Source organism: Ensifer sp. ENS11 (assembly GCF_014851895.1).
In the GTDB taxonomy this organism is placed as follows: Bacteria; Pseudomonadota; Alphaproteobacteria; order Rhizobiales; family Rhizobiaceae; genus Ensifer; species Ensifer canadensis.
The window spans coordinates 386,594-408,340 of record NZ_JACVAN010000005.1; the positions used below are offsets into that span (position 1 = coordinate 386,594).

Genomic DNA, 21,747 nt, shown 5'->3' on the forward strand with positions numbered 1-21,747 from the left:
ACATCAGTTGCTCAGATGGCTTCGAGGGCTTTTGCCTCGCGGGCGATGAAATCGCAGAACAGTTTTACGCGCAACGGCACCGTGCGGCCAAAGGCGTGCAGTGCGTTAAAAGGAGCGCTGGGAAACGCAAACCCCGCCGCGAGTGTAACAAGCGTGCCGCCTTCCAGGTCTTTCGCGACCAGACATCGCAGAAGATAGGCCGCCCCCAACCCGCTAAGCGCAGCCTGAATGAGTGCGGCCCCTGAGTCGCAATCGACGCGCCCGAAGGGAATGAAGCTCGTCCCGTCCGGAAGACGCAGAGGTTGCGTGATACCTCCCAGTGCATAGCGGGCGAAGGGTAGAGCCGCCAGCGCTTCGGCAGTTGCAGGATCGCCCCAGGTCTTCAGAAAGGTCGAAGACCCGACGATCGTCATTGGCAGGTCGGCCAGGTGACGAACCATTAGGTCTCCCGGCGCGGGATTTCCAACGCGCAGCGCAACGTCGTAGTCCTCCCTGATCAGATCGACGAACCGATCCGTAAGTCCGACTTCAAGATGCAGGTTCGGATAGTCAGCTGCAAAGTTACCGAAGAGGCGCGGCAGCAGTAGAGGAGCCATCTCGTTAGGCATACTGATGCGCAACCGACCCGAGGGCGCAACGTCGGACCTGATCGCCTCTTCACTTGAATCCAGCTCCCGTAACAGCGGCGCAACGCGGTCGAAGAAAACCTGCCCATCCTGGGTAAGCATCAGGGCGCGCGTGGAGCGCAGGAACAACCGGGCGCCGATCTTCTTCTCCAGCCGCGCCACGCTCTTCGACACCGCTGACGGTGTCGTCGCCAGATCGCGGGCCGCGGCGCTGAACGATCCAGCCTCTACCGTCCGTACAAAAGCCATCAATCCGGGCGTCTCGTTGAGCAGGTTCGGCATTTGCACCTCCGGGGCACAGATCATGTGCCCGCCCATGATCTAATGACGCAGGGTGGCAGCGTTTATCTAATTTCTCGTTGAAAGGAGATAAACAATGCAACACCTCAAAGACAAGGTCGCCGTCATCACCGGCGGCAATAGCGGTATAGGCAAGGCGACTGCTCGGCTGTTCACGGAAGAAGGAGCGCACGTCATCATTACCGGGCGCCGGCAGGAAGCTGTCGACCGCGCCGTTCAAGAAATCGGTCCGTCGGCCATCGGCTTCGTTGGAGATGCTGCCGACTTGGAGGATCATCGCAGGCTGGCGAACACCGTGAAGAGCCGCTTCGGCGGGCTCGACATTTACATGGCCAATGCTGGGGTCATCAATCTCACCACCTCCGCTGAGGTTACTCCGGATGACTATGACCGGCAGTTCGCCATCAATACGCGCGGCGTGTTCTTCGGCGTGCAGACGATCGCCCCTCTGATCCGCGACGGCGGAAGCATCATCGTTACGAGCTCGCTCGCGGCCACGAAGATCCTCCCTGATCATACTGTCTATGCCGGTTCAAAGGCAGCAACCGCCGCTTTTGCGAAAAACTGGGCGATCGAATTCAAGTCGCGGCGGATCCGCGTCAACATCCTGAGCCCGGGACCGGTCGAGACCGAAATCCTCGCCAAGCTGGGCGTATCGGAGGCCGAGCGGCCGGCATTCGAAGATTACATGGCTTCCCTGATCCCCGCAGGCCGTCTCGGCCGACCGGAAGAGTTGGCGCGCGCCGCACTCTTCCTCGCCTCCGATGCGGGAAGCTTTGTCAACGGGATCGAGCTTCATGTCGACGGCGGCATGACCCTGGCCTAAAAGGATGGGAGATCGTAGAAATCCCCTTCGATTTACGGCTCGCGACCTCCGAAAGCCGCTGATGCCAGCCTATTGGAGCTCGAAAGCTAGTGACCGGTAGCTCCTTCAGCTAAGGCAACAAACTGAAGGTGCGGGACACGAAGGTCGCGCGGATGGAAACTCGATCGCTATCTCTGGGAAATTCCTGGCGAGCGCTATTCGAGGATGTTGATCTGCCTGAAGGCGACCTAGGCGTTCGCGCGTCAATCGCGAACGCAACGCCACCGAGCCGATCCGGAACTCGACACCTCGCACTTTCCTCAGCTCGAAATTGCGTACTCCAGGCCTTGGATGATGTCATTGGTCGAGCTGAAGATATGCAGCTCGCTATAGAGATGCTTGCGGCCAATGTGGGCGAGCAACGTCGGCCGCAGACCGATCGTTGCGGACTAGAAGGTTGCGAGTCGATAACCCAATTAAGCGACCCCTCATCAATTCGCCGATGCTGCAATGTTCTGCTACCTTGATACGGCGCGGCTGACTGACCAGGGCCGCAGTGAGCGCAGTTGGGTAGATTGTTGTAACATCTCGTGTCCCGCTGACAAATATCAATTCGTTGTTTTCGCACTTGAAAAGCACTTAGCGGCAGATAGATGGTCGAACACGAGGCACTGCAGGAGGGGTCCAACCATGGGACAGTTGACGACCGCGGAACGGGGGGTGGCGTCCGCCATATTAATTTTGCTCGCGCTCATCGGGATCGCGATGGGAGCGGCTGGTCGAACGGACCCCTTGGGCGTTCATGGCGCAATAATCTTCTTCTACAGTGTCGCGCTCATATTCATCATTATTTCGCGTGCATTTGAGGGTGTGCCCGATCCAACCCGGATCGAGAGATACTATGATGATCCGATCAAGGCCGGTGTCGCATTCACCCTGGCCTGGGCGATCTTTGGGATGTTCATTGGAGTTTGGGCGGCCGCACAGCTAGCTTGGCCTAACCTTAACTTCGATACGGCATGGACAAGTTTCGGCCGTATCCGTCCAGCGCATACGACCGGCGTCATCTTTGGTTTTGGTGGCAATGCCTTGATCGCAACCTCATTCCACGTCGTCCAGAGAACGTCCCGTGCAAGATTGGCAGACCAGCTCAGTCCGTGGTTCGTGCTGATGGGCTATAATCTTTTCTGCATATTGGCAGTCACCGGGTATTTCATGGGGATCACCCAATCGAAAGAATATGCCGAGGCCGAATGGTATGCTGATCTCTGGCTGGTAATTGTCTGGGTGACCTACTTCATCCTGTACATCAGGACTTTAGCGCGCCGCCGTGAACCGCACATCTATGTCGCCAACTGGTACTATATGGCTTTCATCCTGGTGGTCGCTATCTTGCACATCGTCAACAACCTGACGGTCCCGGTCTCATTCGGCCATGCAAAAAGCTATACGATATGGGCAGGTGTCCAGGATTCTATGGTTCAATGGTGGTATGGGCACAACGCTGTTGCTTTCTTTTTGACCGCCGGATTTCTGGCAATGCTTTATTACTATTTGCCGAAACGAGCCGAACGCCCCATTTTTTCGTATCGCCTATCGATACTAAGCTTCTGGGGTATCACGTTCTTTTATATGTGGGCCGGATCCCATCACTTACACTACACGGCGCTGCCCCATTGGGTGCAAAATCTGGGCATGACGTTTTCGGTCATGTTGCTCGTTCCATCATGGGCCTCAGCGGGAAACGCGCTGCTCACGCTCAACGGTGCGTGGCACAAGGTGCGGGATGACGCCACACTTCGTTTCATGATGACCGCCGCCTTTTTCTATGGGTTGTCCACGTTCGAAGGTTCGTTTCTCGCCATACGCCCGGTGAACTCCCTTTCCCATTATACGGATTGGACCGTCGGGCACGTGCATGCGGGTGCACTCGGATGGGTAGCGCTGATCACGTACGGATCGCTGTACACGCTGGTTCCCGCCATCTGGAAACGGGAACGCATGTATTCAGCCACGCTGGTCGAAGTTCACTTCTGGCTCGCCCTCGCAGGCACCCTGATCTATGTGTTTGCCATGTGGAACTCGGGCATCATCCAGGGTCTGATGTGGCGCACCTATAGTGAGGACAACAATCTTACCTACTCGTTCGTCGATTCGCTTGTCGCAATGTATCCCTATTATATCGCCCGGGCCTTCGGGGGGGGCCTCTTCCTGTTGGGTGCGATCGTTGCGACCTACAATATCTGGATGACCGTTCGGGAAGTCCCAGTGGGTGGTTACGCAGGAGATGCGCCGCCTATCACGTCGATCTCACAGAACACGACAACAGGCCCAGCGGAGTAAGGCGATGCCAGAACTGTTTCATCGCAAGCTCGAACGAACTGCAATCGGATTTGTACTGGCTATCATCGCTGCGGCAAGCGTAGGGGGCATTGTGGAGATTGCCCCCTTGTTCACGATCGACGAGACTGTCGAAACCGTCGACGATATGCGGCTTTATACGCCGCTCGAGTTGGCAGGCCGCAATATCTATATCCGGGAAGGTTGCTACGCCTGTCACAGCCAGATGATCCGCACACTACCCGATGAAGTTGAACGGTATGGCCCCTACTCTCTCGCAGTCGAGTCGAAATACGATCATCCAATGTTATGGGGATCTAAACGCACGGGACCCGATCTCGCCCGCATTGGTGGGAAGTACTCAGACTTCTGGCACGTCGCTCATCTAACCAATCCTCGTGACGTTGTGCCGGAATCGAACATGCCGGCTTATGCTTGGCTTGCGAGGACACCGTTGCGGATTAACGACCTCGCCGAGCACCTCCAAGCACAGCGAATGGTTGGCGTACCATACACGGACGAGATGATTGCCAATGCCTCGTCTGACGCCTACGGCCAGGCAATGCCCGACAGCACGCAATCGTCAGGTGTCTCCGAGCGATACGGGGAGAAAACGACAGTCAGTGCCTTCGATGGCGTTGCCACGAACTTGACCGAGATGGATGCGCTCGTCGCCTACCTCCAAGTGCTCGGCGGCCTGACCAAAGCCGCCTATGCCGACACGGCGGCGACGGAACAAGCACCCGATCCCAACGATTGAACCCAGGGGAGAGCCGAAATGTTTTCGCACGATACTCTGGTTGAAGCAGCCAAGAGTTGGGGCTTGTTCTACCTCATCGGCTTTTCAATTTGCGTGCTTGTTTACACTTTCTGGCCGTCGAACAAGGCTCGGTTCGACCGGGCAAAACACAACATTCTCGATGAGGACGATGTCCCATGGAAGTAGACGAAATCGATCCCGTTAGCGGCCGCAAGACAACCGGGCACGAGTGGAATGGCATAAAAGAACTGGACACTCCGGTGCCTCGCGGCGTCCTTCTCTTCCTCATCATCACGCATATCTTCGCGCTAGTCTGGTGGGTGCTGCTTCCTACATGGCCGCTTGGCTCAACCTATACTAAGGGGTTGCTGGGTATCGACCAGCGCAAAACCGTCGAAGAGAGATTGGCAACTGCCAAGTCAGACCGGGCCGCTCTGACGACACAAATTGAAACCCTATCTTTCGACGAAATCAGAGCCGACGAACGTTTAATGGCCACCGTCAGATCGATGGGTCACCAATTGTTCGGAGATAACTGTGCTGCCTGTCATGGCGTCGATGGGAGGGGTAGGAATAACTACCCAGACCTCACGGATGACGATTGGCTGTGGGGCGGCAGTCCGGAAAATGTCGCTCAGACACTCAAAGTCGGGATCAACACCCAGCATGCGGAAAGCCGGGTGGCGCAGATGCCCGCCTTTGGCCGTGACGAAATGCTGGATCGCAATCAGATCAGGGATGTTGCATTGTATGTTCGCTCCCTAACTAATCCCGGCGCCTCTACTGCCGATAATGTCGGGCAAATGGAGCGCGGCCGCGAAGTCTTCCTGACAACGTGCGCCGCGTGCCATGGTGAGGATGCCAAAGGTAACCAGGAGGTTGGCGCACCCAATCTTACAGACCAGTACTGGGTGTATGGCGGCAGCATCCAGAACATCATCGACACAGTTCACGGCGGACGGCAGGGCCACATGCCAACTTGGGACGAGAGGTTGACGCCCCTCGAGATCAAGGTCCTGGCTCTTTATGTGAACTCCCTTGGAGTAGAGAAGCCGTGATGGCGACAAGACGCCGATCGAAATCGTCCATCCTAGTTTTCTCCCTCATTGCTGCGGCATGCGCGCTCTTTGTTGGCGCTAATGCTCATTTGTTGTTTGTGGCGTACGACAGCGATCCTGGATGTGTGGCGCATCTGAAGGATACCGGAACCTCACCGGGGCAGTTCAAGGCAGCCAAGTCATCGTGCTGATCCCGAGCTTAAGGAGAGTCATATGGTTTCGCACAACAAAACCAGGCGTCTCATTAGTGAGGTCTCGGGTATAGAAGAAACTTGGAACCCCAAGTGGCAACGACACCTTCCCATCAACGCCCCGTTCACCTGGCTGGCTAAAGGCTGGCGCGACTTCTCGATCTCCCCCGCCCAAAGTCTGGCCTATGGCATCGCCGTCTTCGCTCTCTGGATCCTCTCGGTGTGGGTATTGTTTGCAACCGGACGCGATTACTTTCTCTTTCCTGTTGTTGCAGGTCTGATGATCATCGCACCACTTCTGGCGTCGGGTCTTTATTTGAAGAGTGCGCGCCTTGAAAACTCGCAGCAGACCACGTTCGGTGGAATGCTTGGCGTCCGCCCGAGAGCTGGCGCACAGGTATTTTTCACAGGGTTGCTCCTTTGCATGCTCATGCTTCTGTGGATGCGAGCCGCAGTCCTGATTTACGCACTCTTTTTTGGCGTTCGCCCCTTCCCCGGCCTCCAGCACGTCGCCGAACTGCTCCTCACCACGCCGACCGGCTGGGCGATGCTAGCCGTGGGTCTATTTGTGGGAGCCTTGTTCGCAGGTTTCTCCTTTGCAATCAGCGCCTTTTCGATCCCAATGCTTCTCGACCAGCAGATCGATGCCTTCACGGCAATGGGTGTCAGTGCCGCGTTGGTTTGGAACAACTTGCGTCCAATGTTGCTCTGGGGTGCGCTAATTTTGGCTCTGTTTGTGGTCGCAGTGGCCACCGCGGGCATTGGGTTGATCGTAATCTTCCCGCTTCTCGGCCACGCAACCTGGCATGCTTATAAAGCGGTGAAGTAGCCATGGCTTGCTGCTCGTTCGCTGACATTTCTCCAGACAACGATGGGAACAATGGAGCGGCCACGCCGCCGTGATATCATGAGTTAAGTGGTGGTTCTCATCCCCGTGGCACTCCTTATGGGCGCAGTCGGGCTGTGTGCATTCCTCCGGTCTGTGCGCGCTGGACAGTTCCGCGATTTGGACTGTGCAGCGTCGCTAATCCTCTTGAACGACGGCGGTGGCGCCTCGGGTGGGGATCGGCCTACACCTCACAGGGAACGCCAACGATGCAAGGGCGTTTCGCAAGTGGGCGATTGAAGCGGCGATAGGAAGTGGCAAATGGAGCATGGCACAGACATTCGAAACGGACACCCGTCGATCGATGAACCCCGACTTCCAGCAAAGATCGATCCGTCAGAGACGGTGACGGGCTTCGCAATTATACTCGGCGTTATCGGAGCTGTTTTGGGGTTGGCGGCGGGGATTCTCGTACAGACCGCGACCGGCCTCCTGCCCGCCCTGCTTAACGCCTTCATTGCAGTTCTGGCGGGTGGTTCCGCAGGTGCGGTCATGGGTGGAACCTTGGGAGCGGTTCTGGGCGTCGTCAGGGGCCGCCGCGTACCAAAGGCCATTGAGGAACCTTGAGCCGGGTGGCCGCCACCCATGTCTCGTTTGAGCAGGAAGCCGAGCAGCTTTCGAAAGGGCGCGCCTTGTCGAAATCGAGGGTTATGCTGGCCCCAGAGCGGGGGTTGACTTTGGCTTTGACATAGAAGCAAAGGCCGTCCTCAGTCCTAGGACAGAGGACGGAGACTATGTAGAGCCAAGACATAGTCGCCCTGCTGAAGCTGATCAGCCTGCAAGACCAAGAACTCATGAAGGGTGCCGACCACGGCACTGGCCGTCGATCGGTCGCGACCCCGGGGATATTCGCGCTCTACGAAAGCGCTTATGAACGGACCGCGCCGCTTTATTATCACGGCAGGCCCAACTTGAAAGAGATCCTCACGCGCATCCGTTCATACGCAGACCGCCTCTAGCGATCCAGATGCCATTCGACTGACCTTCCGCCACACCTCATCGTCTATGTGTCAGCGACACGCCTTCGGTATGCGGGTGTGTGATACCGAAATCCAGTTCATCCGGTAGGTCTTCACAGGGCACTTCCATAATGCGCGATCCCCGGACGAGGGCAGCGGGGACGCTAGCAGCCGCTTCAATCCGGCAGCAGTGCCAGGTCGAGCCGTGCGAGGCTCTCCGGATCCGCGATCGCCCAAATCGCGGTGATTCTTTCATTCTTACACGAGAGACGGAGCACGATGCGCTGGCGTTCGTCGGGAGCGATGACGAGACCAAAGCCTCCATCCACAAGCACCGGCAATGCGGTGCGCGCGCGACCTTTGAAAGCCTCTGCCACCGCCATTGCGCCGCGGATCTCAGGAACTGAACCCTGACGCATAGCCTCCTTGTCAGCCCGGAAAGCGACGTCCGGATCGAGCACTGAAACAAGTGCATCGAAGTCGCCGTTTTGCGCGGCGGCGAGAAAGGCTTCCACGAGACTCCGCTGCCTGGCGCGATTAGGGTTGGACGCAATGGGCGAACCTTGTACGCGGCGGCGAGCACGGCTTGCGAGCTGGCGTGTTGCCTCCGTGGAACGGCCGACAATGGGAGCGATCTCACCGTACGGTACGGCAAATACATCGTGCAGCACGAGCGCCAGCCGCTCAGCGGGGGCAAGTTTTTCGAGTACCACAAACAGAGCTAGGCCAACCGAATCCGCTGCGGATATTTGATCCTCCGGACTTTTGCCAGCTTCGCGTGTGCCGACAGGACCGGATTCGATTTCGTCGAGCGGTTCCTCACGCCGCGCCTTGCGTGATCGCAGAATATCGAGGCAGATTCGGGCTGTGACGGTGGTTAGCCAACCGCCCAGGTTCGAGATGTCCCCTGCCTCCGTCTGGGACAGGCGCAGCCACGTTTCCTGCACCGCGTCCTCCGCCTCGTTCAACGAACCGAGCATGCGGCAGGCCACTGCGCGCAGGTGGGGGCGATTGGTCTCGAACTGTTCCAGTGAGATTTTTTTTGCTTCCATCGGTCACATTTCCTTCGTTGGCTCCGTCATGAGCATGACGAACGAAACCTAGCGGATGTGACAGCGGTCGGTTCCGGCGGTGGCGTCGTCTCATTTAAACGCCGGTGCTCGCACGGAGCAGAGAGGTATAACAATGTTCAGCAAAATCATGTTCGCCGCCTTGTTTGTGTCAGATCAAGAAAAGGCGCTCGACTTCTACACGAGTAACTTCGGCTTCGAGAAAGTGGCCGATAACCCCGGGCCTGAGGGCCGATTCCTGGTGATGAGCTACAAAGGTCAGGGATGGCCGATCCTGCTTTGGCCCGGCACAGGAGGCCGCGCAGCTTCCGAGGAGGACAAAATGGGCACGATCTTTCTTCAAACGGACGACCTTCGGAAGGACTTCGGCGAGCTCAGGGCGCGCGGCATCAAGTTCGTCGAGCCTGAGCCTGAGGACTACGCCTATGGTGTGCGGGTGACTGCCCTGGATCCCTACGGCAATCGGATTGCTCTGCGGCAGCAGGGAAGCCCACGGCAGCTCGGGAAATAGCGAGCCGGAAGTCGGCGCGGCATCGGCAAGGACACTGTTGTCGGCCGCGCCTGCGACTATGCGATAGAGCTTGGCGAAACTCCCACTATTGATGGGAGCTAAGCCGCGCCGCCGGAGCGATCTGGCCGCCGGCATTCCTCCGCGACCTCCATTGACGCTAACGTCGGCGCTTACTCGCAGCCACTGGTCGAAAAGAGCGGCTTCCCGGTCATCGTGGCCGGCTGCTCGATGCCCATGAGCGAAAGGACGGTCGGCGCAACATCGGCAAGAATCCCGTTGTTCAGCGTAGCCACGTCCTCACGACCAAAGAGGATCGCCGGCACCGGATTCAGGGTATGTGCCGTATGGGGCTCGTTGTTGATTGGGTCGATCATCATCTCGCAATTTCCGTGGTCGGCAATAACCAACAGGCAGCCACCCGTGCCAGCCACGCTGCTGACGACGCTGCCCAAGGCCGTATCCACCGTTTCGACCGCCTCGATTGCGGCTTCGAGGCTACCGGTATGCCCAACCATGTCGGGATTGGCGAAATTCACCACTTGTGCGGACGGTGCCGCTCCATCGGGAAGGCCTGAGCGTGAACGTGCCTGCTCCCGAACGGTATGCCGTCCACAAGCTCATTGTGGCTTCAAGGCGGCTCACGGACGCGCTCGGGCGTGCGAAGCGGGACAAGGACCTCCTGCAAGCGGCCACGCTCTTCGAGGCCATGATCCAAACCCGGCAGGGCGACCTCTTGGCGGACGCTTACCAGGAGGAATGGGATCGGGGGGCCTCGTGGCAGGAGGGCCTTGCGGCAGGCATCGCGCTGATGCCTGGTAACGGTAAGGAGGCGCTGGCGGGCGCCCTCGGTGTGGAAGTCAACACTCTCGGCAAAGGGTAGCGACATGACAGCGGTGATCGTGTCATTTTTCGACACACGCGGCATAGCCGACTTTGGGTAAGCTTTACTTCGTATGTGACGGCGCCGAAGAGTTCCCCAATCTCTCCGGACACATTGAGATCACGACCTGTCTCGAAGTGGCCTCATGCCGAATGCGGCTTCGTAAGCGATCACACCATTCCGGCAGCGGAGACTCGGTGGAAGAGGAAGCTCACGCTCGCCTGAAGGGTTAGCCGCCAGTGCGTCGAGTTCCGAGCGATACTTTATACGAATCTACAAGCACAGCACGTGAACATGCCTGGCCACCGGGCACGCGCTGACTTCTGCGCTGGGCAAATTTGTTCCCAAGCTAAGGTTAGAAGTTCAGCGCGCTTTTGAGATCATGCAACCCGACCATCAGCATCATGGGGGGTCCGATGGCGAAGGCAGGAAGCCAACCGCCTCATAGAAGGCTCGCGCACTATCGGAAATCGCATGCACCAACACGCCGCGGATTCCCAGGATTTCTGCGGCATTGAGCAGGCGTAAACGTCGCGCACCAATGCTCTGCCGATACCGCGTCCGTGCCCGGTCAACGCACTGCCTGCTCCGCCGTGATTGCCCGTTCGCGGGTGCCGGAAACAATGATCTCCAGAATCTCGTGTTCGTCAGTGTGCTTGATATAGCGGTCGCCGACATACTCGCCGCGCTTCAGCACCATCACGCGATCGCCGACGGCAAAGATATCGACCAGCCGATGAGAGATGATAATCTGGGCTACACCCTGCCTCTTCAATTCCAGCATCGTTTCAAGCAGGCGTTCGGTCGCCATCACCGAAAGATTGGCGGTCGGCTCATCGAGGATTACGACCTGCGGCTCGAACGAGATGGCGCGGGCAATCGCCACCGATTGCTGGCGGCCGCCCGACAGGCTTTCGACCTTCTGGTACACGGAGTTGACGTCGACCTTGAGCCGTTTCAGTACCTTGTCGGCTTCCGCATACATCTTCCGCCGATTGACGAACGGGCCTTTGAGCGGCCAGCGGCCCAGAAATATGTTCTGCCCGACGTCCATGTTCCCGCACAGCGCGAAATCCTGATAGATCATCTCGATACCGACGTCGCGGCTCTCATGCGGGCTCCTAAAACGCACCGGGTGTCCGGCGACGAAGATCTCGCCAGCATCGCGCTGGTAGGCGCCGGTCAGGATTTTCATTAGCGTCGATTTGCCGGCGGAATTGTCGCCAACGAGACCGAGGATTTCGCCGGGATGGAGCACCAGGTCGACCGAGCGTAGCGCCTGGACGGCACCGAATACCTTTTCGATGCCCCGCATTTCCACGATCGGTGTGCCTTGGGTATCAGCGGCCATGAGTGGTCTCCGAAGCTTGTCCGCGTCGCGCCAAATAGGAGCGCATGCGTCCGAAGATATTGGCCTGGCGCACCCAAATGTCGACGAGCACGGCCAGGATAAGGATGACGCCGATGAAGACATTGATCCAGTGCTGCGGCATGGTGAACCCCTGGACGTTCAATTGCAGCAGCGCCCGCACGAGCGTGATCGCCGCAGCGCCGGCAAGCGAGCCGATGATGGTGCCGTAACCGCCGAAGATCGATCCGCCACCGATGATAACCGAGGCGATGGCGTCCAGTTCGCGGAACTGGCCGGCGACGGGGTTGAAACTGCGGAAGTAGGCGACGTTGATGATCCCGGCCATGGAGGCGCAGAGCGCCGACAACAAGAGCGCGAGGAAACGCACGCGGTTCGTGTTGATTCCCGCGTAAGCCGCGGCGCGGAGGTTGCCGCCGGTGGACAGGACCTTCAGTCCGAACGGCGAGTAAGCGAGCACGAGGCCAGCCACCAGGGCGACAAAGAACATCCAGATCGTCTGCACGCTGACGACTTCTGCAACGGTCCGAAGAAAGCCAGGCGGCAGCGAAAAGCCGAAATGCAGGAGGACGTCGTTCGCCTTGCGGCCGAGCAGGTTGTAGCTTTCGGGCCAGCCCGTCAGTTGCTGGCCGGCGACGAACCAGGCGGCAAGACCGCGGGCGATGTAGAACATGCCTAGCGTAGCGATGAAGGCCGGCAGCTTGAAACCGACCGTGACGGTGGCGTTGACGAGGCCGGCTACCATCCCGACAACCAGCCCCATCGCCACGGCGGTCATCGGGTCAGCGCCAAGCACCTTCAGGAAATAGGCCGCGGTGCTGCCGGAAAGCGCAAGCACCGCCCCGACCGAGAGATCGATATCGCCAGCAGCGATGACATAGGTGAGCCCGACCGCAATGAGGGCAAGTTCTGTGTAGTTGAGCAGGATCGCGAACGTATTGGAGAGATTCCACCAGTAGTCGGGCCTGAGGGTGAGCCCCGTCAGCCACAACAGGACGGTCAGGATGATGGCAAGCGCGTCGCGGCGGGCGAGAAACTTGCCAAACCCGGTAGCCGTCAGCGCCAGGTCGCTCGCCATCGCTCCCTTGGTCTGGACGCCCTCGAGAGCCACGCCGCCCATCTCATAGGCGGGTGGCGGCGGGCGGCCGCGCAGCCACGCCCAGAAGCGGCCCGCGACCTGGCGGCGGATGAGGTGGGGCTCTATCAGCACCGCAGTGACGAGAAGGAAGCCGAGGAAAACCAGCACCGCGCCCGCGGGCAGGGTGAACCTGGCGTTGACCGCAATACTCTCGCCGTCGATGACGACGATGCGCGTGATCGGCCATCCTTCGCGCAAGACCTTGTCGACCAGCACGACGACTGCGGCCCCCAGGCAAGAGCCTAACACGCGGCCGCGACCGCCCAGGATCGACGCGCCGCCGATGACCACGGATGCGATGACGGTGAGTTCCCAGCTGACGCCATAAAGAGGGGTTACACCCTTATCCTGTGCCGCCGACAGGAGAGCCGCAAGGGTCGCGCAGAGCGACGAGATCAGGTAGGCGCGGATGCGCACCCAGCGCGCGGGAATACCGGCATAGACTGCCGCCTGTTCGTTGCCACCGGTGGCGAGTGTCTCGTAGCCCCAGCGGGTCTTGGCAAGCACAAAGGCTCCGAGCGCGACAACGGAGGCGAAGACGAGGATCTGGTTGTTGAAGCCGAGGAAATTGGTTTGGCCTAGGTGGAAGAAGAGCGGAAATTCATCCGCCTTGCCGGAATAATAGATCGCCTGGCCGTGCGTCAGCGCCAGCACGAAACCACGGCCGATGAAGAGGATCGTCAGCGTCGCTATGAATGCCGGCGCCCTCAGGATGGTCACGAGCACGCCGTTGAGCAACCCGATCGCCGTCCCCAGCAGCAGGCAAAGAATGACCGAGGCGGTGATGTCGAGATCGAGAAAGCTCGGTGAAAAAAGCCTGGCGAACACCACCGCGACGAGACCGTAGGTGGAACCTACCGATAGATCGAGGTCCTTGTTGACGATAACGAAGGTCATCCCTACGGCGATGATCCCCACGCGGGAGGTGTCACGAAGCAGGGCGTGAAGCGCGTCCGTCGAGGCGAAGAAGGTCGGATTGGCGAACACGCCGCCGACATAGAGCAGGACAAGGAACAGTAGGAGACCGGCCTCCCAGCCGCCGGCGAGCTGCGGAGGCGCGCGGCCGAGCGATGTCGTCTCCACAGGCGCCATGGGTTTGTCCGGTCGAACTTTGCACTTGCGCGGGCGGCAGGAACGTTCAGCCCTCCCGCCCGTATATGTCAGGCGGCTCGTGCGAAATCAGTTCTCGAAGCGCTTGCCGACATTGGCGACTGTCGCCTTCGTCACCAGTTGGGCCCGCGTGTCGAGATTGGCGGCCGAGATGCCGCGGTCGATCTGCAGGTAGAGCTGCATGACCGGCCAAAAGCCTTGCAGGAACGGCTGTTGTCCCAGCGAGCCCGTAAGGTTCCCCGCGGTGATGCCCTCTTGCTGCGCCGGCCCCAGATCGAAGCCGAAGGCGCAGAACTTACCGGTCCATCCCATTTGCGCGACTGCCTTGACGAGGGGCGGCGTGAAGACGTTGTTTGCGGTGAAGGCTCCGACGACGTCACCACGCGACTCGAAGAGCGACACGAGCGCGTTCACGGGATCGTTCGGGTTCGTGTCGATGCCGACATTCTCCGGCCCGGCGTCCACCTTGAAATTTTCAAGCTTTCCGGCGTCTTTCAGTGTCTTGACGATCGCATTAAAGGCAGAGGTCACCCGATTGTTCACTTCGATGTTGCCCATCGCGGTCGAGGACGGCAGCAGGATCGAGCCGCTGGTCTTGCCGCTGTCGAGTACGCATTTGGCAAGTGCTTCGCCGCCGATCGCGGCCGCGGATGCGTCCTGGCCGGTATGACTGATGCCGCTGCGGTTGAGCAGCGTCCCGTCAAAGGAGTTCGTCGTGGCGACGGGAATGCCCTTTGCCTCGGCGGCCTTTACGATGTCGTTGTAGGCGCCGATCTGCGGCGTCGTCATGATGATGCCGTCGATCGTCGGATCCTGAACGATCTGATTAAGTATTTCGATCTCGCGGGCCGGATCGTCCACCGGCGACTCCGAGCCAAGCAGCAGGATCTTGGCGCCGATCATGTTGCCGGCCACCATGGCGCCAACATAGACGGGATCGAAAAAGCCGTTCCCGGCCGTGTGCGTCACGACACCAAAGGTGAGGTGGCCGTCGGCCGAATGGAAGTCCTTGGTACCGGGCGCCTCTTTTGCGGCGTCCTCGAAACTGTAGCCGCCGACCGCCTTCTCGACACTGCCTGATTGCGCGGATGCATACGAGACGCCAAGCGAGAGCGCCGCGACCGATGCTGCCGCGTGCAACAAAATACGCCTCATAACTGGTCCTCCCTTGAAAGGGGCAGAAGCCGTTCGGGCGCGCTAGTCGTGAGGGCCGAATGCCTTCCTCCCACGACGCTAATTTTCCGCGTAATTCCATCGTAAGTAAATGGTGAACGCGTGGTGCTGGCGAATTTGTTTGGCGGCGGCGTTAAGTTGTTGTCCACCGAAGATGAACCTGGAATGCGAAGGTGCAAAAGGCGGACTCGGCGCGCATTCGGTAACGGCGCGCTTGCGCCGATTGAGCCGTTCCGCCAGCACGGGCGCAAGTGGACGACCCAGCGATGGACCGTCGAACAATCGAAGCTGACCGTTCCTCACGATACATTACGCGCAGTAGAAATCCGCATTGCGCCAGAAACGGTAGCCCCACGCCCTGACATCGCGACGTTAGTGCCTTAGAGACCGCCGCTCACAGGGGCCGGAGCCTCCTCGAAACACTCGATCAGCATTTCTGTGAGGACACGTACCTTTCTTGCGGGATGCTGCCCCGACGGGCGGATGATATATATGCCTGCCGGAGGTGGCGGATAGCGTGTCATGACGGGAACCAGCGCGCCGGAAGCTACATATTCATGGGTTACGCCATCGGGGATCCAAGCTATGCCAACCCCTGCCAATGCGGCGGCGGCGAGAGCCAGGGCGTTGTCGGCCTTGAAGCGTCCCCGCGGATGGACCGTAATGATCTCTTCGCCATCCATGAATTGCCAGGCCTCCGTTCCTTGCATGAGGGCCTGATGGGCGACGAGCTCCGCCGGTGTCTCGGGGGAACCATGCGTTCTAATATAGTCCGGGCTTGCGACCAGCTTCCCGTAGAGCGGACCGACGCGTCTTGCGATCAGGTTGGAGTCCTGCAGATAGCCAACCCGGATCGCGCAATCAAAGCCCTCTGCGATGAGATCAACAAAGCGATCGCTGTAGGACGTATGGATGTGGAGCTGCGGGTGGCGTTGTGCCATTTGCGCGAGCACAGGAGCGAAGTGGGTCGGACCGAAAGAAAACGGCACGGCAACTCGCAAGCGGCCGCAAAGGTCGCCGGAAGGTAGGATCGTTTCCCTGGCCACGTCGATCTCGGTACAGACCCTGGCTGCATGCTCCCGAAACGTGATCCCCGCTTCTGTGAGAGCCGCGCCGCGGGTTGTTCGTGCAAGAAGCTGCACGCCAAGTTCCGCTTCAAGTCGGACAAGCCGCCGACTGACCATTGACTTGGAGACGCCGAGCCGCCGCGCGGCGGGCGAAACACCCCCTGCATCAGCCACTTCCACGAATGTCCGCAGATCTTCGATATCCACCTTGGCGTTCCCCATTTCGCGACACAGCTTGGCGCAAAGGAAGGCTACCGTATCATAAATGGGAATGACAGTGTCCGTTTCGTAGGCAGCGCCGCTGTCAGCGCATGTTTGCCGGTAAACCGACCTCACACAAAACGACAGCAGAGGATGTATTCATGACCTTTCGTAACGGCCTTGCTTCGCTTCTCCGCCCGGAAGATTCCGTACTCGTTCTGATTGACCACCAGCCCTACCAGCTCGCAAACCTGAACAGCCACGATCCGCAGATGGTGGTCAACAATTCGACGGCTCTGGCGAAGGCCGCCAAGGCTTTCGGCGTACCGACCATCCTGACCAGCGTGATCGCTGAGCGTGGCGGTCTCATCTTCCCGCAAATCACCGATGTGTTCCCGGGCCAGGAGGTGATCGACCGGACGTTCATCAACACCTGGGAGGACCGGAAGGTGGTGGACGCGGTCAAGGCGACGGGCCGCAAGCAGTTGATCATCGCCGGTCTGTGGACCGAGATCTGCGTCGCGATGCCGGTGATCCAGGCCCTCGGCGAAGGCTGGGATGTGACGGTCATCACCGACGCTTCGGGAGGTACTTCGGTCGAGGCCCACGAGGTCGCTATCCAACGGATGATCGCGGCCGGCGCGAACATGATGACCTGGCTGGCGCTGGCGTCCGAATGGCAGCGCGATTGGGCCCGCACCCAGCATGCCGCCGAGCTGACGGACGTGCTCAAGCATCATGCCGCTGGTAGCGGCATCGCGTTCCTGTGGGAGCAACAACTGCTCAACACGCCGATACCGAGCAATGCAGACTGATTTGAGCGGGGATGACGAAACCTTGAACGAGGCGATGCGATGCGAAAAAGTTCATCGCTTTTCGAGGCTCGTCATCCCATTCGTTGGATGCGAAGGTTGGATGTCTCGTTTGGACCGGAAGCCGACCACCAAATCTTTGCTCTTGAACGGATTCGAACTGTCGCCCGGCCGAAGGGATGCGTCGGTCACCTACGGAATACAATTTTCGAGGTGAGTGCGCAGGGCAACCTTCGCAAGCGTTCATGCCCATAAACGTTCGATCCTCACCAGAACCTAGAGCAACAGCATTTTTTTCAGGATCGAAAGAACATCCTTCAGGGGCAACCGGGTCGCTCCCTCGATGGCGAATGGCAGGAGTGCCGCCGCACCGACCGGTAAAACCGCCTTACGGCTAAGAAGCACTGTCGAAAGCTTTTTCGCCAACTCGTGGTGCTTCGAGGGATCGGCGATGTCTTCCTTTCTCTCCGATCTCTCATCGCAGTGGGCAGCCACATTACGGCCAAGAACCTTGCGTTCGGCAAGCCGCTGATAATGAGTAGCTTGCACGGAGAGCGCGAGAATCGTGGCGGCCTTCAGGTCGGCAAGGGGTTTCCAGAAAGCAGAAAGTGAGTAGGCAAACAATGCAAGCACCAGCACCAGCCATACGGCCATGGTAGCGGTAAGGCTGGCCGCATTGAGGGTTTCCATATCGAAATGCCTGCCGAGGGTTACCGCCACAGGTGCGCTGACACCGAAAATATACATCATATAGGCATTGGGATATTCAGAGATGAAGGCGAGCCCGCCCTGTCCGTCGGGATGTGTTGCGACCAGCTTCAGTTCCAGCCTCGCCAGCTTCCTAAGCAATTGCGACCAGACGAAGTGACGCCACAGCCCACGCAGCATCAGGAACCAGAAAAGAGGCACGCTTACCGCCACGCACCACCAGCCCGCCAAGCTAATGGCACTACCGTTCGGCGCAAGCTCGACGGCCCAGGACGTCAACGGAGCATGATGGAGAAGTGCGCAGTAGAACAGTCCGCCAACGACCGCCAACGCCACGCATATGATCTCGGCCAATCCGGAATCGCGCTGTTTGAGCGCCACAAGGACCGCCTCCGCGGCGCTCTGCATCGAAACGGGCGCAATGATCGGTGCTCTAAGGAAATGCTGGAGCTTGGTGCGTAGACCGTCTTCGACCTGTCGCTCGGCAAGAACGAACGTCCCGATAGCGACGAAAAAAGTGGCCCATACGCCGAGATCTCGGAGATAAGCTCCTGCATCGCTGACTGACAGGCTACCGGGCAAAGCCAAAAAGAACGGAATTGCCCAAGCAATCGCGATGAAAAACACCGCACGGCGACCCGCGTTGAGCGCGTGTGCGTGCAGCAGCTTCAACCGACGTTGAAGCTCGTAGAAAGGTCCGCCATGCGACGCGAGGAAATCCCAGGGCGTCTGGTCGGCTTCGGAACCTGTAGCTTGAGAGGATTGCGGATCGTCCGCATAAATATCGCCACGGTTAGTAGCATCTGCGCGCGCGGGCGCTGCTTGTTCCACGTCTTTTGACGTTTTGTTTTTCGACCCATGAGGCATAGGCTGTCGTACTCCCGATTTCCTTGCCGAGAGGCCGCTCGACATCAAATGATGGTATGAAGCCATCAGTTCTGCCGCAGGCCAGACTCAGCCCTTTTGCTTAGTCAAGGTCGTGTCATTGAATCTGCGGCCCGCCACAGCACCGAGACCGTTCCACTGACGACCGCGAACCAGCGAAATCCGTGGCGGGGTTGGCTGGCAGGCGTTTCGGCCTTGCACAGTTCCGGCGTCGCGTTCCGACGGGATCGAGACCGCGACTTCCGCGAAGGAGAGTTCCTGATTGCGCTCGCCTTTGAACAAGGTTGCCGGATCCCCGGACGGCTGATGCGTCGTCGGCAAAAGTATGTCGACCTGCGTTGTCTTTGGCGTTGATGCCGCCAGAGCGACGGGTTCCATCATCCCGACCGTATGACCGACATGCGTTCTCGCACGCAGACGTCGTTGCGTTGCGACTAGAAATGGAAAACCAACCCCAGCATCGGGCCTTTCTGCACAACGTCATAGTCAAAGCCGCCGGAGCTGTAATCGATACCCATCGCGCGATATCCAGCCACTGCCGAAATGCTATCCTTGATTTGGTAGCCGATGGCACCTGCGACATCCCAATCAAGATCGGCTTGCCCGGCGCCGACATTCCCCCAACCCGTGAGGTAGAATTGATCCGTGAGGAAATACGTTCCACGGAAACCTGCGACGGCGTCGAGCCAGGTAGCGCTGTCTTCGCGGCTTATGCCATCTAGGACGCCGCCGCTGAAAGATACCTTGGTGCTCGCGTACCAGAGGCGCGCCCCGGCAATCACGTCCAGATGGTCCCGGCCATTCGTCAGCAGGCTGTAGCCGCCTCCAACCAGACCCGAAAACGTCTCGGACGTCACACCGATCTTGTTCGTCAAAACCCTGGCGGGGCTGTGGCCACTTACAGAGAGCTTTGTGTAGATTACGTCGCTGAAAACGCTGAAACGGTCATATCTACCCTCTGCCACGCCCATAAATGCGAAATCCAGATCCTTGAATATATCGCCGAAGTCGGACTTCAAGCTCGCCGGCGGATGGCCAAACTGCCCGACGGTGCCGTCGATGCCAGCAGCCCAGAAATACGGGCTGGCATTGAACTGCCAGCCAGACGAGGTCTCGCTGCCGGCTTCGGGTTGGAATGGCAGGAACTGCTTATCCGCAGCCTTCGCCGAAAGCGAAAGCGTCAAAACCAATGCGAATGCAATTGAGCATACTGAAAAAAACTTCATTTTCCCCTCGATAACGGCTTCCGTTTCAGAAAAAGCCGCGCAGCGAATGGCACTCCGGATACGCGTGCGGGCGAAATCCGATCCGCCCGCACGCATTAGCCGTCTTACGGCAAGGGCTGTGGCTGCGGGAAACTCCATTCGCCGCTCAATATCTCGGCACGCGGCTGATAGAGCCTCACCGTATAATTCCAGCCAGGCACGGTCGGCAGGCAGTTGACGATGTTGCCGTCGCAGCCGCCGAACTGGATGGTGATCGAGCCATCGTCGCTCTTCTTTGCCGTCAGGTTGTTCAGCGAATAGGCGTTGTATGGGTTCTTCTCGAAGTAGCCCTCGGCGTTGTAGACGCTGACCGACCAGAAACTATCGACCGGAACGTCTCCAACCTTGAGCGTATAGACGGTAGCTCCATCGTTCTTGGGCGCGTCCCCGCTGAGGTAGGTCGCATCTTTAGCGGGATTTCCGCCCCAGCCGGTCGCGGTGCCGATCAGGTGCCGGATCGGATCGACGGCTTCCTTTGTGCCGAAGGCGTTGTTGTAGTCGGGGATCGTCGAACCGAGGACGAGCAGGGCTTCGCGCATCTTCGTCTGGCTCGCTTGATCCCAGTTCGGCACCTCGAAATTTCCGGCGCCTGCCAGGCTGACCTTGATCGCGTCCTGAAGCTCATGAACCTGGTCTACGTCCTTCGGATCGGCAGGATCAACCAGCGTGCGAATCGCGATAAACACGTAACGCGTGCCGACATTCTCCTTCGTCAGCGTATAGCTGCCGGCGCCGTAGAAGACCGACGGCACATAGTGGTCCTCGCTGACTACCTGCATCGACATAAAGCGCTTGCCCGCATCCGGGAGCGTGACCGTGACCGGGCCGGCGTCGAGATCGAACACCGCCTCCGAATAGAGCGTGTCGCGATTCATGCGGATGACGTTCTGGTTGTCGATCGAGACCGGTTGGCGGCTATGGACGAACTGGCCGAAGCCGCCGTCCTTCACCGTCTTGCCTATGTACAAGTCGGACTCGGCGCGGACGAAATTCTCGACGCCGACGGGGGTTGCGGTGGTGGAGGGGGTCTGTGCGTTCGCACTCCCAAGCGTCGCCACAGACGCGGCGACAACGCAGATTACAGGCAAATACGGCATAAAATCTCCTCGATAATGCAATAGGTTACTTAAATCCCTAGCTTTGGGATTTTCTGTCGGTTGGCTTTCCAGATCCCCGCCGCGCACTTTGCTGCATCCTCCGGAAATTCGGACGTCCGCCGGCGAGGGAATGTTTACCGGCGAAATTGGAGACGCGTGTACGTCCTGGTGATTGTGGCACTTCGCTTGCTGTCCGCATCGAAGTATCTGTCTTCGCGGCATAGCCGCTCTTTGACGTCGCGGAAGATGCCGTTGGCAAAAGTGAACTCCGCCTGGTCGAAATCACCTTGTGAAAACAGTTTGATTGCAGCCTTCTTACCAAGGTGCTTTTGCGTCAACCGGCGCGAAACACCCGTATTGTCGGCGCACATGTAGCGGTCACAGAGCACGCCTTTCTCCGGTGAGCGTAGCCCGCCCGCAGAAGAGGGTTTCCAAACGCTGCAGCCAGGAGGAGGCAGGAGGCGCTTTCTCGCTCGCATGGGGGACCACCGTATCGCGGTTGTTTGGCTGAGGGCAGAGCCGGACGCTAGATCAAC

20 protein-coding genes and 2 pseudogenes are annotated in these 21,747 nt (G+C 59.0%); 11 read left to right on the plus strand and 11 right to left on the minus strand.

Annotation, left to right across the window (positions count from 1 at the left end):
• Positions 1 to 11: 11 nt before the first annotated feature.
• Positions 12 to 944 (minus strand): LysR family transcriptional regulator, encoded by a 933-nt coding sequence (locus IB264_RS13075; RefSeq protein ID WP_192433633.1) that lies wholly within the window; start codon positions 942 to 944, stop codon positions 12 to 14.
• A gap of 58 nt (positions 945 to 1,002) precedes the next feature.
• On the opposite strand from IB264_RS13075, the gene IB264_RS13080 reads away from it, so the two are divergent.
• The 8 genes from IB264_RS13080 (at position 1,003) to IB264_RS13115 (ending at position 7,533) form a co-directional block, all read left to right on the plus strand.
• Complete coding sequence (locus IB264_RS13080) at positions 1,003 to 1,752, plus strand: SDR family NAD(P)-dependent oxidoreductase (RefSeq protein WP_192433635.1); 750 nt, start codon at positions 1,003 to 1,005, stop codon at positions 1,750 to 1,752.
• Between the two features lie 669 nt (positions 1,753 to 2,421).
• A complete protein-coding gene (gene ccoN / locus IB264_RS13085; protein ID WP_246811752.1) occupies positions 2,422 to 4,074 on the plus strand; it encodes a cytochrome-c oxidase, cbb3-type subunit I in 1,653 nt (550 codons plus the stop codon).
• Positions 4,075 to 4,078: 4 nt separating this feature from the next.
• Entirely contained in the window at positions 4,079 to 4,831 is a 753-nt protein-coding gene (gene ccoO, locus IB264_RS13090) for a cytochrome-c oxidase, cbb3-type subunit II (RefSeq protein ID WP_192433637.1), read from the plus strand.
• Positions 4,832 to 4,849: 18 nt separating this feature from the next.
• Complete coding sequence (locus tag IB264_RS13095) at positions 4,850 to 5,017, plus strand: CcoQ/FixQ family Cbb3-type cytochrome c oxidase assembly chaperone (RefSeq protein WP_025430686.1); 168 nt, start codon at positions 4,850 to 4,852, stop codon at positions 5,015 to 5,017.
• Positions 5,008 to 5,889 carry a cytochrome-c oxidase, cbb3-type subunit III gene (gene ccoP / locus IB264_RS13100; RefSeq protein ID WP_025430687.1) on the plus strand — a complete coding sequence of 294 codons (882 nt, stop codon included), beginning with the start codon at positions 5,008 to 5,010 and terminating at the stop codon, positions 5,887 to 5,889. The genes IB264_RS13095 and ccoP overlap by 10 nt, the downstream gene beginning before the upstream one ends.
• A gap of 213 nt (positions 5,890 to 6,102) precedes the next feature.
• Positions 6,103 to 6,909 (plus strand): DUF2189 domain-containing protein, encoded by an 807-nt coding sequence (locus IB264_RS13105; protein ID WP_025430688.1) that lies wholly within the window; start codon positions 6,103 to 6,105, stop codon positions 6,907 to 6,909.
• Positions 6,910 to 6,999: 90 nt separating this feature from the next.
• Positions 7,000 to 7,206, plus strand: coding sequence for a cbb3-type cytochrome oxidase assembly protein CcoS (gene ccoS, locus IB264_RS13110; protein WP_309141645.1), 207 nt, complete (start codon positions 7,000 to 7,002; stop codon positions 7,204 to 7,206).
• 21 nt (positions 7,207 to 7,227) lie between these two features.
• The gene (locus IB264_RS13115) at positions 7,228 to 7,533 is read left to right on the plus strand and encodes a hypothetical protein (RefSeq protein ID WP_025430689.1); all 306 of its coding nucleotides are present in this window, start codon (positions 7,228 to 7,230) and stop codon (positions 7,531 to 7,533) included.
• 568 nt (positions 7,534 to 8,101) lie between these two features.
• Here the strand turns inward: IB264_RS13115 and IB264_RS13120 are convergent.
• Positions 8,102 to 8,977 carry a sigma-70 family RNA polymerase sigma factor gene (locus IB264_RS13120; RefSeq protein ID WP_192433639.1) on the minus strand — a complete coding sequence of 292 codons (876 nt, stop codon included), beginning with the start codon at positions 8,975 to 8,977 and terminating at the stop codon, positions 8,102 to 8,104.
• A 79-nt stretch (positions 8,978 to 9,056) separates the two neighbouring features.
• Between IB264_RS13120 and IB264_RS13125 the strand changes: the two genes are divergently transcribed.
• The gene (locus tag IB264_RS13125) at positions 9,057 to 9,506 is read left to right on the plus strand and encodes a glyoxalase superfamily protein (RefSeq protein ID WP_309141646.1); all 450 of its coding nucleotides are present in this window, start codon (positions 9,057 to 9,059) and stop codon (positions 9,504 to 9,506) included.
• A 170-nt stretch (positions 9,507 to 9,676) separates the two neighbouring features.
• On the opposite strand, the pseudogene IB264_RS13130 reads toward IB264_RS13125, so the two are convergent.
• A pseudogene (locus tag IB264_RS13130) lies at positions 9,677 to 10,045 on the minus strand (2,3-bisphosphoglycerate-independent phosphoglycerate mutase); the annotation flags it as partial.
• A 2-nt stretch (positions 10,046 to 10,047) separates the two neighbouring features.
• Here IB264_RS13130 and IB264_RS13135 point away from each other — a divergent pair.
• Positions 10,048 to 10,386, plus strand: a pseudogene (locus tag IB264_RS13135) (GSU2403 family nucleotidyltransferase fold protein); the annotation flags it as partial.
• A 571-nt stretch (positions 10,387 to 10,957) separates the two neighbouring features.
• Here IB264_RS13135 and IB264_RS13140 read toward each other — a convergent pair.
• The 4 genes from IB264_RS13140 to IB264_RS13155 form a co-directional block, all read right to left on the minus strand.
• Positions 10,958 to 11,737, minus strand: a complete 780-nt coding sequence (locus IB264_RS13140) for an ATP-binding cassette domain-containing protein (protein ID WP_192433642.1) — start codon at positions 11,735 to 11,737, stop codon at positions 10,958 to 10,960.
• Positions 11,727 to 13,985, minus strand: a complete 2,259-nt coding sequence (locus tag IB264_RS13145; protein WP_025430695.1) for an ABC transporter permease — start codon at positions 13,983 to 13,985, stop codon at positions 11,727 to 11,729. The genes IB264_RS13140 and IB264_RS13145 overlap by 11 nt, the downstream gene beginning before the upstream one ends.
• 87 nt (positions 13,986 to 14,072) lie before the next feature.
• Positions 14,073 to 15,158, minus strand: a complete 1,086-nt coding sequence (locus IB264_RS13150) for a substrate-binding domain-containing protein (protein WP_192433644.1) — start codon at positions 15,156 to 15,158, stop codon at positions 14,073 to 14,075.
• Positions 15,159 to 15,556: 398 nt separating this feature from the next.
• Positions 15,557 to 16,450, minus strand: a complete 894-nt coding sequence (locus tag IB264_RS13155) for a LysR family transcriptional regulator (protein ID WP_025430697.1) — start codon at positions 16,448 to 16,450, stop codon at positions 15,557 to 15,559.
• A 155-nt stretch (positions 16,451 to 16,605) separates the two neighbouring features.
• Here IB264_RS13155 and IB264_RS13160 point away from each other — a divergent pair, with 155 nt between their 5' ends.
• Positions 16,606 to 17,259 (plus strand): hydrolase, encoded by a 654-nt coding sequence (locus tag IB264_RS13160; protein WP_192433646.1) that lies wholly within the window; start codon positions 16,606 to 16,608, stop codon positions 17,257 to 17,259.
• Positions 17,260 to 17,532: 273 nt separating this feature from the next.
• Here IB264_RS13160 and IB264_RS13165 read toward each other — a convergent pair whose 3' ends face one another.
• The 4 genes from IB264_RS13165 to IB264_RS13180 all read right to left on the minus strand — a co-directional run bounded on the left by IB264_RS13165 (position 17,533) and on the right by IB264_RS13180 (position 21,690).
• A complete protein-coding gene (locus IB264_RS13165; protein WP_192433648.1) occupies positions 17,533 to 18,831 on the minus strand; it encodes a hypothetical protein in 1,299 nt (432 codons plus the stop codon).
• A gap of 452 nt (positions 18,832 to 19,283) precedes the next feature.
• Complete coding sequence (locus IB264_RS13170) at positions 19,284 to 20,075, minus strand: hypothetical protein (protein WP_192433693.1); 792 nt, start codon at positions 20,073 to 20,075, stop codon at positions 19,284 to 19,286.
• Positions 20,076 to 20,179: 104 nt separating this feature from the next.
• On the minus strand, positions 20,180 to 21,211 hold the full coding sequence (locus IB264_RS13175) for a DUF1254 domain-containing protein (RefSeq protein ID WP_192433695.1): 1,032 nt from the start codon (positions 21,209 to 21,211) through the stop codon (positions 20,180 to 20,182).
• Positions 21,212 to 21,345: 134 nt separating this feature from the next.
• Positions 21,346 to 21,690, minus strand: coding sequence for a YcgJ family protein (locus IB264_RS13180; protein ID WP_192433650.1), 345 nt, complete (start codon positions 21,688 to 21,690; stop codon positions 21,346 to 21,348).
• Positions 21,691 to 21,747 lie beyond the last annotated feature (57 nt).